The sequence below is a fragment of the Paenibacillus sp. GYB003 genome (assembly GCF_036577625.1).
Taxonomy (GTDB): Bacteria; Bacillota; Bacilli; order Paenibacillales; family NBRC-103111; genus Paenibacillus_AB.
On the sequence record NZ_JARBDC010000025.1, the window covers coordinates 1 to 14,875 of the forward strand.

Annotated in this window: 11 protein-coding genes; 2 read left to right on the forward strand and 9 right to left on the reverse strand. The window is 57.4% G+C overall.

Annotation, left to right across the window (positions count from 1 at the left end):
- Nucleotides 1–198 precede the first annotated feature (198 nt).
- From PV407_RS09695 to PV407_RS09705, 3 genes are all read right to left on the reverse strand, one after another.
- Nucleotides 199–381 carry a YjfB family protein gene (locus PV407_RS09695; protein WP_332089716.1) on the reverse strand — a complete coding sequence of 61 codons (183 nt, stop codon included), beginning with the start codon at nt 379–381 and terminating at the stop codon, nt 199–201.
- Between the two features lie 151 nt (nt 382–532).
- Nucleotides 533–1,024, reverse strand: coding sequence for a GNAT family N-acetyltransferase (locus PV407_RS09700; RefSeq protein WP_332089717.1), 492 nt, complete (start codon nt 1,022–1,024; stop codon nt 533–535).
- A gap of 134 nt (nt 1,025–1,158) precedes the next feature.
- A complete protein-coding gene (locus PV407_RS09705; RefSeq protein ID WP_332089718.1) occupies nt 1,159–2,346 on the reverse strand; it encodes an acyl-CoA dehydrogenase family protein in 1,188 nt (395 codons plus the stop codon).
- Nucleotides 2,347–3,114: 768 nt separating this feature from the next.
- On the opposite strand from PV407_RS09705, the gene PV407_RS09710 reads away from it, so the two are divergent.
- The gene (locus tag PV407_RS09710) at nt 3,115–3,306 is read left to right on the forward strand and encodes a sporulation protein Cse60 (RefSeq protein ID WP_332089719.1); all 192 of its coding nucleotides are present in this window, start codon (nt 3,115–3,117) and stop codon (nt 3,304–3,306) included.
- Nucleotides 3,307–3,441: 135 nt separating this feature from the next.
- Here the strand turns inward: PV407_RS09710 and PV407_RS09715 are convergent, their stop codons facing one another.
- Nucleotides 3,442–4,470: a formylglycine-generating enzyme family protein gene (locus tag PV407_RS09715; protein ID WP_332089720.1), complete on the reverse strand. Its 1,029-nt coding sequence runs from the start codon at nt 4,468–4,470 to the stop codon at nt 3,442–3,444.
- Between the two features lie 251 nt (nt 4,471–4,721).
- Here PV407_RS09715 and spoVB point away from each other — a divergent pair, with 251 nt between their 5' ends.
- Nucleotides 4,722–6,281 (forward strand): stage V sporulation protein B, encoded by a 1,560-nt coding sequence (gene spoVB, locus PV407_RS09720; protein WP_332089721.1) that lies wholly within the window; start codon nt 4,722–4,724, stop codon nt 6,279–6,281.
- 295 nt (nt 6,282–6,576) lie between these two features.
- On the opposite strand, the gene PV407_RS09725 is transcribed toward spoVB, so the two are convergent.
- The 5 genes from PV407_RS09725 to PV407_RS09745 all read right to left on the reverse strand — a co-directional run bounded on the left by PV407_RS09725 (nt 6,577) and on the right by PV407_RS09745 (nt 14,829).
- Nucleotides 6,577–7,833 (reverse strand): aspartate aminotransferase family protein, encoded by a 1,257-nt coding sequence (locus tag PV407_RS09725; RefSeq protein WP_332089722.1) that lies wholly within the window; start codon nt 7,831–7,833, stop codon nt 6,577–6,579.
- Nucleotides 7,834–8,322: 489 nt separating this feature from the next.
- Nucleotides 8,323–9,711, reverse strand: a complete 1,389-nt coding sequence (locus PV407_RS09730) for a cobyrinate a,c-diamide synthase (RefSeq protein ID WP_332089723.1) — start codon at nt 9,709–9,711, stop codon at nt 8,323–8,325.
- A 99-nt stretch (nt 9,712–9,810) separates the two neighbouring features.
- A complete protein-coding gene (locus tag PV407_RS09735) occupies nt 9,811–10,542 on the reverse strand; it encodes a polysaccharide deacetylase family protein (protein ID WP_332089724.1) in 732 nt (243 codons plus the stop codon).
- Nucleotides 10,543–11,047: 505 nt separating this feature from the next.
- Nucleotides 11,048–12,640, reverse strand: coding sequence for a polysaccharide lyase 6 family protein (locus PV407_RS09740; protein ID WP_332089725.1), 1,593 nt, complete (start codon nt 12,638–12,640; stop codon nt 11,048–11,050).
- On the reverse strand, nt 12,640–14,829 hold the full coding sequence (locus tag PV407_RS09745; protein WP_332089726.1) for an SGNH/GDSL hydrolase family protein: 2,190 nt from the start codon (nt 14,827–14,829) through the stop codon (nt 12,640–12,642). Before PV407_RS09745 ends, PV407_RS09740 begins: the two co-directional genes overlap by 1 nt.
- Nucleotides 14,830–14,875 lie beyond the last annotated feature (46 nt).

The window sequence follows — 14,875 nt, forward strand, 5'->3', positions numbered from 1 at the left end:
ATTTGCCTCCGGCTTCCTTCAGATTCTGCCTCACGACAGACACCCTTGCCCTTAGCTAACGGTAGGCGCTCGCCAGCCCCCGTTCAGGACTTACACCCTAAAGATGACGCCCATGCTGGGCGTACAACAAAAAGACCGCTTTCCCGGTAAAGGGAAACGGTCTTGTCCGGCCTCGTCGCCAAGAACGAGGGATGCGCGTTACGCGCGAATATCCAGCTTGCCGCCCAAATGCGGCTGGACGCTCTGCTGCAGCATTTGCACCATTTGCGCCCCTTGCGCTTCCGCGCTTTCCTTCGCCTTGCTCAGCATGGCGATGCCGACCGCGAGCGGAAGGTCGCTTTTGCTGAACTGCGAATACGCCGCGTTTAACGATACGCTCATCGACGAATCCCTCCGACGGCAGTCCGAAATTGTCGTTCTCCCCGATCATATCACGCCGCCGGCCGACGGACAACCGTCCGGCGCGAATGGCGTCGGGCGGCAGACGGCGGCCGGAACGAGCGGATCGGCCGACGGGGCTCGTCCCGCGCGATCAGGCGAGATCGAGCCTCATTTTCACCGTACGGAGCGCGTGGCCGTAAAACAGCTCCTCCGTCTCGCCGACCTGCCGAAACGATCGGGCTTCGTAAAACGTCCGGCCCTTCCGGTTCGTTTTCTCCACGTTCGCGAACAGATGCTTCACGCCCCGGAGCCGGGCGATTCCCGCCTGCAGCAGCATCGTGCCGATGCCGATCCCTTGCGCCTCCGGCACGATATAAATCGCGCCGAGCTCCGCCTCCTTCGGGTCGCGGCGGGAGACGAAAAAGTTGGCGAAGCCGACGATCGCGTCGTCTTGCTGCGCCACGAGCAGCAGCGAATCGGCCATTCTCCGCACGATCGCCTCGTCGGAATAAAACGAGTCCAAAAACCGCCTGCGCACCGGCACCGGAATAATGCCGCCGTACGTATGATGCCACGACGTCCGCGCCACCCTTTGCACGTCGGCGACATCTCCGTGCTCCATCAAACGAATCGTAACCGTCATCTGCTCCGCCTCGCCCTTCAGACGCTATTGCCGTTTGTCCACAGTGTACCAAAGGCGATGGCGGTTCGTAAACGGTCCCGGTCTCCGGACGATGCTGCGGGAGCCGGTCACCTATTAAAAAAAAAAGCCGCGCATCACGCTTCGCTGTCCAGCGCGCGTCTGGCCAGCCCGGCGAGGACGGCGTCCTCCATCGGCGGATTGTGCAGCCCCGCCCGGACGTCGCGGTACATCCGCTCGAGCGGCAGCTTGCGCGACAAGCTCGCGCCGCCGACGATGCGCATCGCTCCGTCGACGATCCGCATGGCCGCTTCGACGGCGACGACTTTCGCCAGCCCCAGCTCCTGCTTCAGCGCCAGACGTCCGTCGGCGGACGAGGCGTCCCACCGGTCGGCGACGGCGTACAGCAGCGTGCGGGCCGTCATAAGGTCCGCCTCGATCAGCCCGATTTGCCGCTGAATGTGGGGAAGCTCGGCGATCGGCGCCGTCAGGCTGTTCGGCTTGTACTCCCGCGCGAATTGCAGCGCGAAGTCGCGGGCCGCCCAGGCGATGCCGATGTAGCAGGCGGGAATGTGCAGCATCCAGCCGCCGTCGTCCCGTTTTTTCGACCCCCATGCCGCGCCTTCGCTCAAGCAATGGTCTTCGGGGACGAAGACGTCGTCCAGCACGACGTCGTGGCTGCCGGTCGCCCGCATGCCGAGCGTGTCCCACGTTTCCTCGATCGAAACGCCGGGACCTTTGCGCACGAAAAATTCGCCGATTTTGTCTTCGCCGGCGATTCCCGCCTTGACCGTAAATTGGTTCAAAATCGGGCTGAGCGTGCTGTACGTTTTCCGGCCGCGAATGCGCCAGCCTCCCGGCACCCGCGTCGCCGTCGTCTCCGGCCGGCCGCCCCGGCTCGGGCTTCCGGTCGCCGGCTCGCTCGCGAAGCTGTTGATCATGGCGCCCTCGTCCACGACTTCGCGGCAAAACGCCGTGAACAGCGTCTCCGGCCACGAGCGCGTGCCGCGCAGCTGCAGCATCGTCCCGACGTGCCAGCCGACCGCCAGCGCGGTCGAGCCGTCTCCGCGCGCCAGCCGCTCCTGGCCGAGCACGAGCTCGTGCAGCGACGCCTCGTCTCCGCCGTATTCGCGCGGAACGGTCAGCTTCAAATAGCCGGCCTCGCGCAGATCGGCGAAATTGTCGAACGGAAACGACCCTTCCGCGTCATGCCGCTGCGCCCTGCCGGCGAAAACGGCGGCCAGCCGGTCGCACGTCGCGGCGAGCGCGGCCTCCTTGTCGTTGCGAATCGCGAAATCGGGAAATGGCTGTTTCTGCTCCGTCATGCGCTTCTCCGACCTCCTTTGTCCTTGCTTATGCTTATCGGATTACCCGGTTATTGACCATTATACACCGAGCGAGTCTTTCCGACGAAGCGGATAGGTGAATGTGGGTTCAACTATACGGATTCCGTCAACGGATTGCCTCTCACCGCTGTTGAAATCAAGCTGTCGTTCTCGCATGTTCCGTAGCTGCAATTTGAAGAAATGGCGGCCGTAATCGTTCCGGGGCAACTCCTTTCCCTCCATCCTTGCGATCCGCCGGAGGACTCGAACCGCCAACTTAACCGTCCTGACCGTCAAGCGTTCAGCCAATCGCTATTATATGCGCCCGGACACAGCTTCTTCCGTTCCCGCGTCCGGCATCCCTCCGCCCTGCCCGGCGAGCTCGAAAGGAACCGGAATTCCTCCCGCTAATTCGTTTCGGAACGGGGGCCGGCTCATTTAAACGGGAAAACCTCCCGTTATTTCAGTACCGCATCGGCAAAAAGCGCGATTCGGGCGAAGTTATCGGGAGGTTTTCCTGTTCGTATGGCCGGCGACGGGGGTATCGATAAAGTTAACGGGAGGTTTTACCGGTAACTTTTTGCTGTTAGGCGGGTTATGCGGGGCGGGACGATCCGCGCTTGCAGGCGGCGCACTTCGTTGACACCCGATACCATCGATGGTATGGTGAAGGGGAACAGGCATTCCGCCGCACGCGGGGTGCCTGGTCGTATTTTCCGCCGTTTTTTACATTAAATGTAATTTCATTTTGCAGGAGGGAAGCCGATCATGATTCAAGTCAAAGAGTTCGTCGATACGGACAGTTCGTATGCGGAGAAAAAAGCGAACGAATTTCTGGCGACTTTGAAAGACGACCAGGTGATCAACATTTGTTACGGATCGATCATGAAAGCGAACGCTTCCGGTGCGGCGAATCAGAGAAGCACCATACTAGTCGTATATAAACACGCGGAACCGTAATTCCGGCGCCCCGATGTCCGGAGCGGCGCCAGCCGCCCGGACGGTTCGCGGCGGAACGCCCGAAAGCCCGCTCCCGGTAACGGAAGCGGGCTTTTCATAGCCGCGGCTTTTTTTCATCCGGCGACAACCGTTCGCTCAAGCGTCCGCCGCGCAGCGAAACCCGATATTGCCCGCCGAGCTGTCCGGCGTATTCGAGTTGCGGGCCGCGACCCGGTACCGGTTGCAGTACGATTTATGGCATAAATACGAGCCTCCGCGCATGCTGCGACGATCGCCGGTTGCCGGGCCGATCGGGTTGTCCGCCGGTTCGTCCGTGTAAGCGGTCCGGCTGAACCAATCGTGCACCCACTCCCATACGTTGCCGGAAACGTTGTACAGCCCGTATCCGTTCGGCTCGAACGACCGCGCCGGGGCCGTTCCGACGTAGCCGTCCCGCTTCGTGTTCGTTTCCGGAAACGTCCCCTGCCAAATGTTGCACATATGCTTGCCGTCCGGCGTCAGCTCGTCTCCCCAAGGATACGTCTTCTGCTCGAGTCCTCCGCGCGCCGCGTATTCCCACTCCGCTTCGGTCGGCAGCCGTTTGCCCGCCCATTTGCAATAGGCGACGGCGTCGTTCCACGTCACGTGAACGACGGGATGGTCCATCCGGTCCTCGATATGCGAGCCCGGTCCTTCGGGCTGGAACCAGAAGGCGCCCTTCACCCCGAACCACCACGGCGTCCCCTGTACCCTGCCCATCAAGTAAGGCGTCTGGCGGGGCGTCAAAAACAGCTCGAACACATAAGACCAGCCGAACTTTTCCGCCTCGGTTTTGTAATGCTTCGCATTGACGAATTCCGCGAACTGCCGGTTCGTCACCGTGCACGCGTCGATATAGAACGGGTTCAGCTTCACCTCGTGCACCGGACCTTCGCCGTCCGCCGGGAAGCCGTCCTTGCCGCCGCCATTGCCCATCAAAAACGTGCCGCCCGGCAAATGGATCATGCCGGCTTTGCCGGAACGCTCGTCGGCATGCGCCGGGCTCCGCTCGGCCCGAGCCGCCTCGCCCGCCTCATGACCGGCTTCCGAATCCGTATTCGGCGCATCGGCGCTCTTGAACGATTGAAACGGTAGGGCCGATCTGCCGCCGACCTGGCAGCAGGAGCCTTTTTGCTCTTCCGTCATAGGTTGGGTTCCCCTTCTTCGGTCGTCGTGAATGTGCGCTTTCGTTCATTCTAACCAAAAACGGCGGGACGGGCAATAAGAGCAAATTTGGGAAACAGCGGCCGGTGCCGCCGGATTGCCGCACACGAAGCCGACTCGGCATCTCGATATATAGGCCGGTCCGCGATTCGCGAACGGCTTGTTCGCATGTATTTGCCGTTTTGCGAATATACATGAAGGAGAACTTTATTCCAAGTAAAAAGAGGCGGCTCATGCAAAAACAATCTTTTGTGCGGGGGACGTTCATCTTGACCGCGGCGTCCTTCGTCACGCGCATACTCGGATTCGTCAGCGGCATTTTTTTGGCTCGTTCGCTCGGGGCGGAAGGGATCGGACTGCTCATGATGGCCCATCCGCTCGTTCCGCTCGTCATTACGCTAACCGAGCTCGGTTTGCCGGTCGCGATCTCGAAGCTGGTCGCGGAAGCGGACGTCAAGGGCGACAAGCTCAAGGAGAAACGGATCCTCGCCGTTTCGCTCGCCATTACGGGGACGCTCAGCGTTATTTTGACGCTGCTCGCGCTGCTCGGCTCCAAGTACATCGCCGCTTTGTTTTTGACCGATCAGCGCGCTTACTACGCAATGCTGGCGATCACGCCCATCGCTCCGATCGTCGCCATCTCGGCCGTGCTGAAAGGGTATTTTCGCGGCAAGCAGCATATGGTGTCGATCGCCCTGTCCGACGTCTTCGAAAATATCGCCAACCTCCTCTGCATGCTGGCCCTCGTGCAGCTGCTGCTGCCGTACGGGATCGAATACGCGGCGGCGGGAGCGATGGTAGGCGCCGTCGTCGGCGAAGGCGTCGGCCTGCTCTATTTGTTTACGAAGTACAAGTGGAACCAGCGAAACGACGGACCTCGGCAAAAAGCGTCCGAGCATTTGCGAAACGGCAAACGGACGTTCGCGGAGCTGATGCGGATGGGCCTGCCGACGACCGGGCTCGGCTTCGTCCATTCGATTTACAGCGCCTTTCAGCCGATGCTGATCACGAAAAGCCTCGCTTTGTTCGGCCTCGGCACCGCGATGGCGACGAAGCAGTACGGGCTGCTTGTCGGCTATGCGTTTCCGCTGCTCGTCTTCCCGAGCTTCATCACGCATTCGCTCACGACGGCGCTCATTCCGGCCGTCAGCGAGGCGATGGCGAACCGCAACGGCATGGACGTGCATCGGCGGATGGACCAGGCGATGCGCATCGCGCTTTTCGTCGGCGCCCCCGCTACCGTCATTTTGTACATATGGGCTACGCCGCTGACGACGCTGCTGTACAATGCGCCGGAAGCCGGGCCGCTGCTTCGGCTGCTCGCGCCGATCTTTTTCCTGCACTATTTCGAGGCTCCGCTTCACGCGGTGCTGCTCGGGCTCGGCAGAGCCGGGACGACGATGTGGAACTACGTCGCCATGGTCATCATGAAAGCGGCGGCGATCTATTTTCTCGGCAGCCAGTTCGGCCTTACCGGCGTCGTGCTCGGCATGAACTTCGGCATCTGCTTCATTACGATGCTCAACTTTTTCTCGATTTCCAGCCTGATCGGCTTTTATCTCGATCTGCGGCGCATCGTGAAGGTCGCGATCTGCATGGCGGCGATGGCCTTCGCCGGCAACTACGCCTATGCGTACGCGCATCATCTCGGCATGCCGGAGCTTTGGGGCACGCCGGCCTCGATCGGGATCGCCGTCTGCGTGTTCCTGGCGGCGCTGCTGCTGACGAATTCGTTCGGCCGGAACGCGCTCCGCTTCGGCGGCTTCGGAAGGGCGGCCTCTTTGCGGAAATAGCGGAGGCGCGCGAAAGAAAGACCGTTTCGGCCGTCGATCGGCTGAACGGTCTCTTTTTCCGTGGCGGCGCGTTATCGTACGTCCCTTGAGGCGTCGGTGTTGATGTCGGCGGTGTTGGCGTCGGAAAATAAAGGACGGTTGAGACTCTTGGGACTGTGCACATCTTCTCCATCCGGAACACGGAGCGATGTTTTTCGATGAACGGGAAGGCTACTTCCCTTTCCTTGCTGAAGAAGTGCATGTACCCGGTGTCCACTTTTTATTCTAAATGCAGAAAGACTCTACTCTTTGCCGGTCAGCCAAAAGACCGCCGGCTGCAGCGGTCCAACGCCTCGGAAAGCAGCAGCAGCATGTCGTCGGCCTGCTCCTTCGTCACGATAAGCGGCGGCATCAGACGAATCGCGGTCGGAGACGGACTGTTGATCAGCAAGCCCCCTCGCAAGCATTCGGCCACAAGGTCGGGGCCGTACGGCGCGTGGAGATCGAAGGCGAGCAGCAGCCCTTTGCCGCGAATTCGGCTCAATCCGTACGCGTCCGCGATCCGGCTCAGGCCGTTTTTCACGTATTCGCCCACCGCCTCCGCGTTTTCGTGCAGCTTTCGGTTCGCGATTTCGCTGACGACGGCATGGCCGACGGCCATCGCCAAGGGCTGCCCGGTATACGTGCCTCCCTGGTCCCCGGGCTCGAACAGGTCGAACGCCCTCGCGGCCAGCATCGCCGACAGCGGGAAGCCGCCGCCGATCCCTTTGCCGAGCGTCAGCACGTCGGGGCGGACGCCGTAATGCTCGAAGGCGAACATGTTGCCGGTACGCCCGAGTCCGGTTTGTATTTCGTCGAAAATGAGCATCGCGCCGCTTTCGTCGCACAGCTCCCGCACGCTGCGCACATAATCGGCGTCCGCCTCGTTGACCCCGCCCTCGCCCTGTACGAGCTCCAGCATGACGGCGCACGTCCGTCCGTCCACGGCGGTCCGCATGCTCGCGGCGTCGTTGAACGGCACATGTTTGAAGCCCGGCACCTTCGGAGCGAAAAGAGGCTCCCAGCGCGCCTTCCCGGTAGCCGACATCGTCGCCAGCGTGCGTCCGTGGAAGCCGTTCGTCGCCGTCACGATTTCGGACGCGCCGCCCAGGTTCACCGCCCCGTGCTTCCTCGCCAGCTTGATGGCGCCTTCGTTCGCCTCGGCCCCGCTGCTGGCGAAAAACGCCTTGTCGAAGCCGGACAGCCGCGTCAGCAGCCGCGCCAGCTCGATCATCGGCTTGTTGTAGAAGGCGGGGCTCGCGTTTACGAGCGTGGACGACTGACGCGCCAGCGCTTCCCGGATCGCGGCGGGCGAATGGCCGAGGCACGTGACCGCCCAGCCTCCGATAAAGTCCAAGTAGCGCTTGCCCTCGGTATCCCACAAATACATGCCTTCGCCGCGCTCCATCACGATTCCGGGGCGATCGGCCGTATACAGTATCGTCCGCTCCGCATCGGCCAGCAATTGCTCCGTCATGGTATCGGAGCGGTCAGGCGAGCCGGCGGACGCGGCGGTCGAATCAGGTTCGAACATTTCGGATCACCTCCGCGATTTTGTATAATTATACATTTGTATTTATTTTTATTCAATATAAAAATAAAGAATTGCCCCGCTTTATACAAGCGCGACAACTCTTTCGAAGACTATCGCCGCCTCTTTCGCACGGCCGGCGGCGACAGTCGCCGCGATTGTGCGCTTTTGAGCGTTATTTCGCCGGGCGGAGGCCGGTTCCGGCCCTAATAACGCTCTTTCGCGCACTATCGCCGCCTCTTTCGCACGGCCGGCGGCGATAGTCGCCGCGATAGTGCGCTTTTGAGCGTTATTTCGCCGGGCGGAGGCCGGTTCCGGCCCTAATAACGCTCTTTCGCGCACTATCGCCGCCATGCAAACAGGACGAGCGTCCGTCGGACCGCTCGTCCTGTTTGCCGCAGCGTCATGCCGCTAATGGCCCCGCATCGCCGCGCACGAGATTATGCCGGTCTTTGTCCGGCCCCTTCCCCTTCTCCCCGCTCGTGCCCCCCGCTACGACTGCCTCACTTGGCGATACCGCTCGCAAGCTTGCAGCAAACGGGCCGCCATCGCCGGGTTCGACGCGAAATGAACGTGCGTGTAGCCCGCGACCAAGCTGCCGGACGCGAAGCCTTCGACTTTCGTCCCGAGACGTCCCTTCGACCGGTAGGCGAAGGACGATTCCATCTCCGTTTCGTCCGCCGGCTGAAACGTGGAGTAATGGAACTCGTGCCCCCGCGCCGTTTCCCCGCTGCCGAGCAAAAAGTTGCGCTCCGTGCCGGCGACTTCCCGGTAACCGAGCGCGGCCAGCTTCGTCTGCATCGTCACGACGCCCCGGATCAAGCCGACCATCGGATACGTCCGGCCCTGCGTGTCGCGGATCGCCTCGGTCAAATACATGAACCCGCCGCACTCCGCGAACGTCGGCATGCCGGACCGAACGCGCTCGCGGATCGACGCCTTCACGTCGTCCAGCCCGGCCAGCCGCTCGGCGAACTCCTCCGGAAAGCCGCCGCCGATGTACAAGCCGTCCGCTTCGGCCGGCACCGTCTCCCCCGCCAGCGGCGAAAAAGTAACGAGCTCCGCGCCGCAGGCTTCAAGCAGCTCCAAATTTTCGGGATAGTAGAAATGGAACGCGGCATCCTTGGCGACGGCGATGCGGATGCCCCGCGGCTCCTCCCGGTGCGCGAACAGCTTCGGCTCGCAAACGAGCGCCTCCCCGACCGCCAGCTCGAGCAGCCGGTCCAAATCGAAATGCGCCGCCGCCAGCTGTCCGAGCTTCGCGAAAAAGGGCCGAAGCTCTCCCCGCTCGATCGACGGCACGAGCCCGAGATGCCGCTCCGGGATATCGATGCTCGCTTCCCGCTTCAAGTAACCGACGACGGGAACGCCGCATTCGTGCTCGATCGCTTCTCGGACGAGGCGATAGTGGCCGTCGCTTCCGACTTTATTGGCGATGACGCCGGCAATCCGAACGCCGGGCGAAAACAGCTGAAAGCCTTTGACGATGGCCGCCGCGCTGCGGGCCATGCTTTCGACGCTGACGACGAGCAGCACCGGCGCGTTCACGATGCGGCTAATATGGGCCGCGCTGCCTTCGTCGGACAACGGGCTTTTGCCGTCGTACATCCCCATCGCGCCTTCGATAATCGAAATGTCCGCCCCGGCGGAGCCCCGGACGAAAATTTCCCGGACCGTCCCTTCGTCCGTCATCCAGCTGTCCAAATTGCGCGCCGGCCTTCCCGTCACGGCCGTATGGTACGTCGGGTCGATATAGTCGGGGCCGCATTTGAAGCCCTGCACGACGTACCCTTTCTCCTTCAGCGCGGCCATCAGGGCGAGCGTAACGGTCGTTTTGCCCGCTCCGCTGCCGGTACCCGCAATCACCATTGTACGGCTCATTCGTTTTTTTCGCTCCCATGAAGATCGTTGATCGTTGCAATGTTCACACCTGCCGCTTCATGCTACCATCAAACTCGCGCATTTGACAATCTCCGTCCGTCACGGCTCCCTGTACGCCGGGATGCCGAGCAGCTCGTCCAGACCGACGGGACGCAGCCGTTTCCGCTGCAACCATTCGATCATGCCGGGCAGCGCCGCGGCGGTTTCGGTGCAGCCGGGACTCGAGTGCATGAGCACGATTTCCCCGTTTCTGGCGAACGTCTCCACGTTCCGGCGAATATGGTCCGCCTCCTTCTGCGACCAATCGAGCGTATCGAGCGACCACAAAATCGTGGTGCAGCCGGCCTGCCGCGCCGCATCGACGACGGCGCCGTCGCAATCCCCGAACGGCGGCCGGTACATGGCCGGCTCTTTGCCGATCAAGTCCGCGATCTTCGCTTGGGTCCGCCGGAAATTGCGCTCGAGGCTCGCCGCGTCAAGCTGCGTAAGGCGATCGTGATCGTAGCTGTGGCCGAAAACGAGATGGCCGGCCGCATGAACCGCCTTGACCACGTCCGGAAAGAGCTCCATTTTGCTGCCGACGAAAAAAAAGCTGCCCGTCACCCCGTACCGGCTTAACGTTTCCGCGATCGCCGGAGTGACCTGTTCATCCGGTCCGTCGTCGAAAGTAAGGGCGACTTTTCCGACGTTCGGACCGTTCAAATAAACCGACGCCTTCCGTTCTCGCGCCAGATCGGCCGCCCGTTCCCGCCACGCGAGCAGCCTCGCGCGCGCTTCCGCCGTCATCCGCTCGGAGCCGCCTTCTATGGTCAGGATGTAACTATCAGCCATGAAATCTACCTCGATTTAGAAATTTTACTTCATCATCACTATAACAAAAACATCAATCGAGGTATATTCGAGGAGGAGCGACCGTGTTGTTTTGGTAAATGTTTCATTTTACCGCTAGTAAACTTTTTGACAATGGCGAATCCGTGTTCATCGTGCACGCCCGAATTCCTTGCAAATCCGTTTTGTCAAACTCGTATTTGTAAGAGATAACCGTCACGGTTAAAGCACCTTCACCTCTTATTTGTATTTTTTGCACCTATTTCGAAGTGCTGCGGTCAACCTGCCGTTCCTTGCGAACTCGTGGTATGCTTATATTCCGGTCAAAAGGTCTTAATTTGGGTGAAATGAACAAATTTGAACGGAATTGTCTTCGAACTTGGTCATGTGTCAAACTGTCCGTAAACGCGGAAAAGCAGCCGGTCATTTAGGACGGCTGCCTATGCGGAATGGCTTATTTCTTCGCTTCCTCTTCGGCGATGAATTCATTCGGCTTTTCTCCAACGACTTACTTCCGTATCGTACGCTTCTTCGCGATCAACAATATTCCCATTGCTATAATCACAATTACGCCAAAAATATAGCTGTAATAGTTTTTTGACGTCACGGGAGCTATCTCTGATATTTCGGTTTCATCTATCGATACAGCATTAACATCCTTGAATGGCTGCTCTACGTAGGGCTTATCTTCAATGCCAAATTCACCCCATTCCGCTTTGGCCCATTCGGGACCAACCTCTGTCCTTTTTAACGGTGCAGATTTGATATTGTTTTTTAAAGGACTGCTTTCGGCGTAGTAATACAAGCCATCTTCCCCAAGTTTCAATTGCGGATCCGCATTACGGATGCCGGGAATATGTTCAATCCCCAAAAAGTTTGCATTATAGAACAGATTTCCATCATATTCGGGGTTAATCGGTCTATCCAGTATATTCATCAAAGGAACCTTGCTTCCGTTTCCGAGAACGGCATTATCTTTAAAGGAAATGTTTTCAACAGGTACAACAATATTTTGGGCAACATCGTAATTTTGCCCGATAATAAACAGCTTGTCGTTATCGACAAATGTATTATTGGAAATTGAAATGTTTTTGCTCGGATAATAACCGCCTTTTCCTGGCGTATTGTCCGGATGCCCGTCGTAGACCTCAATCGCCGACCTCCCTCCAGTACGCACACCCTGAATATAATTATTCCGAATGATGGTATCCGATCCCATTACAAGAATACCACCGGTGTAACGCGTACTAGTAGTGGGAAGGATGAAATTTCCTTCGATTATGTTGCCATTCCCTTGTCTGATACAAATACTTCCTTGCGCATTGACGAATGTATTGTTTCGTATGAGGTTGCCTCCGGATTTTAAGCTAATAATTTTACCGATTCCATTCATATTCTCGAAGATGTTGGACTCGACTGTCGTATGGGATGCGGACAACGCTTGCTGCCCGTCTCCGATTCGAATCGCGGCATCGCCATCCCAACCGTCATTGTTAATATTTCTGAAATAATTGTGATCAATTTGGTGATAGTTGGCGTCGGCCGTTGCCCGCCATACAATCATCAGCGTACTGCTTTCCGGCTTTTTATTCAGAAACAAGCTATGGTCAACACGATTATAGGTGCCAAACAAACCAATCCAAACATCATCCGTATCCTTCTTCGGATCTTTGTTGAATCCGGATACGACGATATTGGTTAGTCTGCTGTGATTGGCATGTTTTTGTCCGTGCCTAAACTCGATGAGGTGCAGGCTTCGAGAGGAATAGCCGTCTTTAAAATACAAGCCGTCCACCACTAAATAATCACCCGCTATTTGGACGGAGGAAGAGCCGGAAATAACTACTTTCCCCCGAGTTTGCGCTTTTAAAGTAATGGGACGATCCGGCAAACCGCTGCTGTCAAATAAAATGTCAATATCTTTCCAAACTCCGTCTTGCATCAGAATGACATCACCCGGCTCGGCATCCGCGATAGCCGCCTCGAGTTCCGCCGGCGTTGTTACAAGTCGTTCATCCGTTTGCGCCCGTGCGAAAGGGTGATCGGAACCAACCAACGCTAGTGCAAGTAAACAGATCAGACACAGCACGGCCCGATGCATCAAATAACTCCATCCTTTCGTCGCTTTTCGTCAATCGCTCGTTGATGGAGCATAGCATCCAAAGTTTTGATGATTTCTTGCGAGTAAATGTCAATGCCGGCCCGTCGGTTCAAGTGAGTGTCGTCGGCACTCCATTTGTCCGAGGCAATCTTGACGTCAATCGTTGCTCCTTGCGGAGGCACATGGCTGGTAAATACGAGCTTGGGCGGAATAAACCGATACTCCATGCGCGGGTTTCTTCCCCGACCATGACTATCCCAATCCGCGATGGTCAAATCCGACCGCTCGACCGTCGTTTTGAAAGCAAGCGCATATCCGCCCTCTATAAAACAATCATCTCCGTATCTTTCAACCCCATCGACCAGGACCGACCAATTCCGCAACTGCGTCCCGTGCATCCGATTAATGTCCTTGCCGTCTGCCGATAAGAGAAAATACTCATTTGCTCCGGTAGATTTCATAGCTCGGTCATTGCCGATATAAAGTTGAATATCCCTGGGCTGCGAATACTGCCAATCCATCAATGCCTGATAGACATGAACCCGAAACACATTTTTCCGTTTTGCCAGTTCATCCAGCTTCTCGGGGTAACCCATCAATAAACGGGTATAAAAGTTGCTTAAACCTGTGTCGACCAATGCGATCTGTACATCCCGATTGGCCTTCTGGATCGTATCAATCATTAGTTCAAGCTGCCCGATATAGCCCTCGATCCGTTTGATTCGAACGACCTGACCTGTAAATCCGCCTACTGTTTTGGTGACGGGTGTCGGGTGAAGAGGCTTTTCGAACGTCGCCGTCCGAGTTGCTGCATCCCAATGCTCGATAATTCGGGACAAAACATTACGATTATCCCCATCGTAATTCCCGATTACAACTACATCGCCCTTCCGGACTCCGCCTAATTCTGCGCTTTCGCCGTTAATGGTTACACTATTCGCATTGCTATCGGCAACAACCAGCTCTGCTGTATCGACGGTATAATATTCATCTCCGGTATACACGCAATTTTTTAAAAAAAGGGTCGGCATTCTACGCAGCTGCTGTTCGGTTACGATTATTCGGCGTGTAGCTACATATTCATTCCCGGTGTCCCAATCGTCATTGGTTCCCAGTTCTATGAACACGATATCCGGTCTTTTTTCCATAAGATGAAACGTATTGCGCAATCCCTGATCGGTGTTGAATTGCCGGGCGGTCCATCCCCCTATCCCTGCATTCGTCAATTGATGAAAGCGATTTGTTGCGAAATTAAAAATAAAATAGGGGTCCCCTCCCTTTTCTCCGCTGCCGTTCGTATCAATCCCTTTTATCCGCAGCACAAATCTCCGTTTCGCATAGGTCGGAAATTTCCACGTTTTCACCGCGCGTTGGTCCGTCTCCCGGAAGTCCATCCCGTAGCTTAATGAAGTCTGATGCTTGACGCTGGCATTATCAAAGCCTCCATCGCCGAACCTGCTCTCGAGCGGTGAACCGAAATCCGTCTCCATCTCTCCCACGGTCGTTTTGGCATAGGCTATATTCTCTCCATAGCTTTGCGTTACTTCTATTATCGATCCGTTGCGAGGCGGATTTTTGAACCATATATGATGATGCACTTTTGTGTTATTCGTCTCCGCATCCAAAGCGTACTTGCGAATAATAAGATAATCTTGCCCTTCCGGAAATACGCCACCGTAACCAGCGGTATTATGTATTCCTTTAAGCTTCTCATTATCCACAGTGACTTCATGACCATATGTTTGACAGCGTCCGAGATCGAACGTGTCCGAACGGCCGTCTCCTTTAAACTGCAGCCGCTCCGTTCCGCATGGGGAATCATTGGAATTAGAGAACGTATCATGCAGCACCCCGTCGACATATAATTCGATCAACGAGCCCGGTCGTGAACCGCGCTCAATTCCTTGAACGATACTCAGTTCATCTCCTTCAAGAGTGAAGCTTGCTTCGCTTCCCTCCTTTAGAAATCTTAGCGCGGATCCCAAGTAAAACTTGCGGCTTTCTACTTTCTCCGCTATGCCCGACACTGCAAGTTCGTGAGGAAGGATCGTTGCTGCCAGCCGTGTGCGGACATACTGGTCCGCAGCGGCAACAAAGCTGTCATCCAGCATTCCGTCTCCCCAGGTAATACTGTCCCCCGCAAAAGCAATATGGATGCTTTTAGCAGGTATATTCCTTCCTGTATCCATAGCAAGTTCACCGCTCTTTCGCATTTCTATGAACCCGAACTGTCCT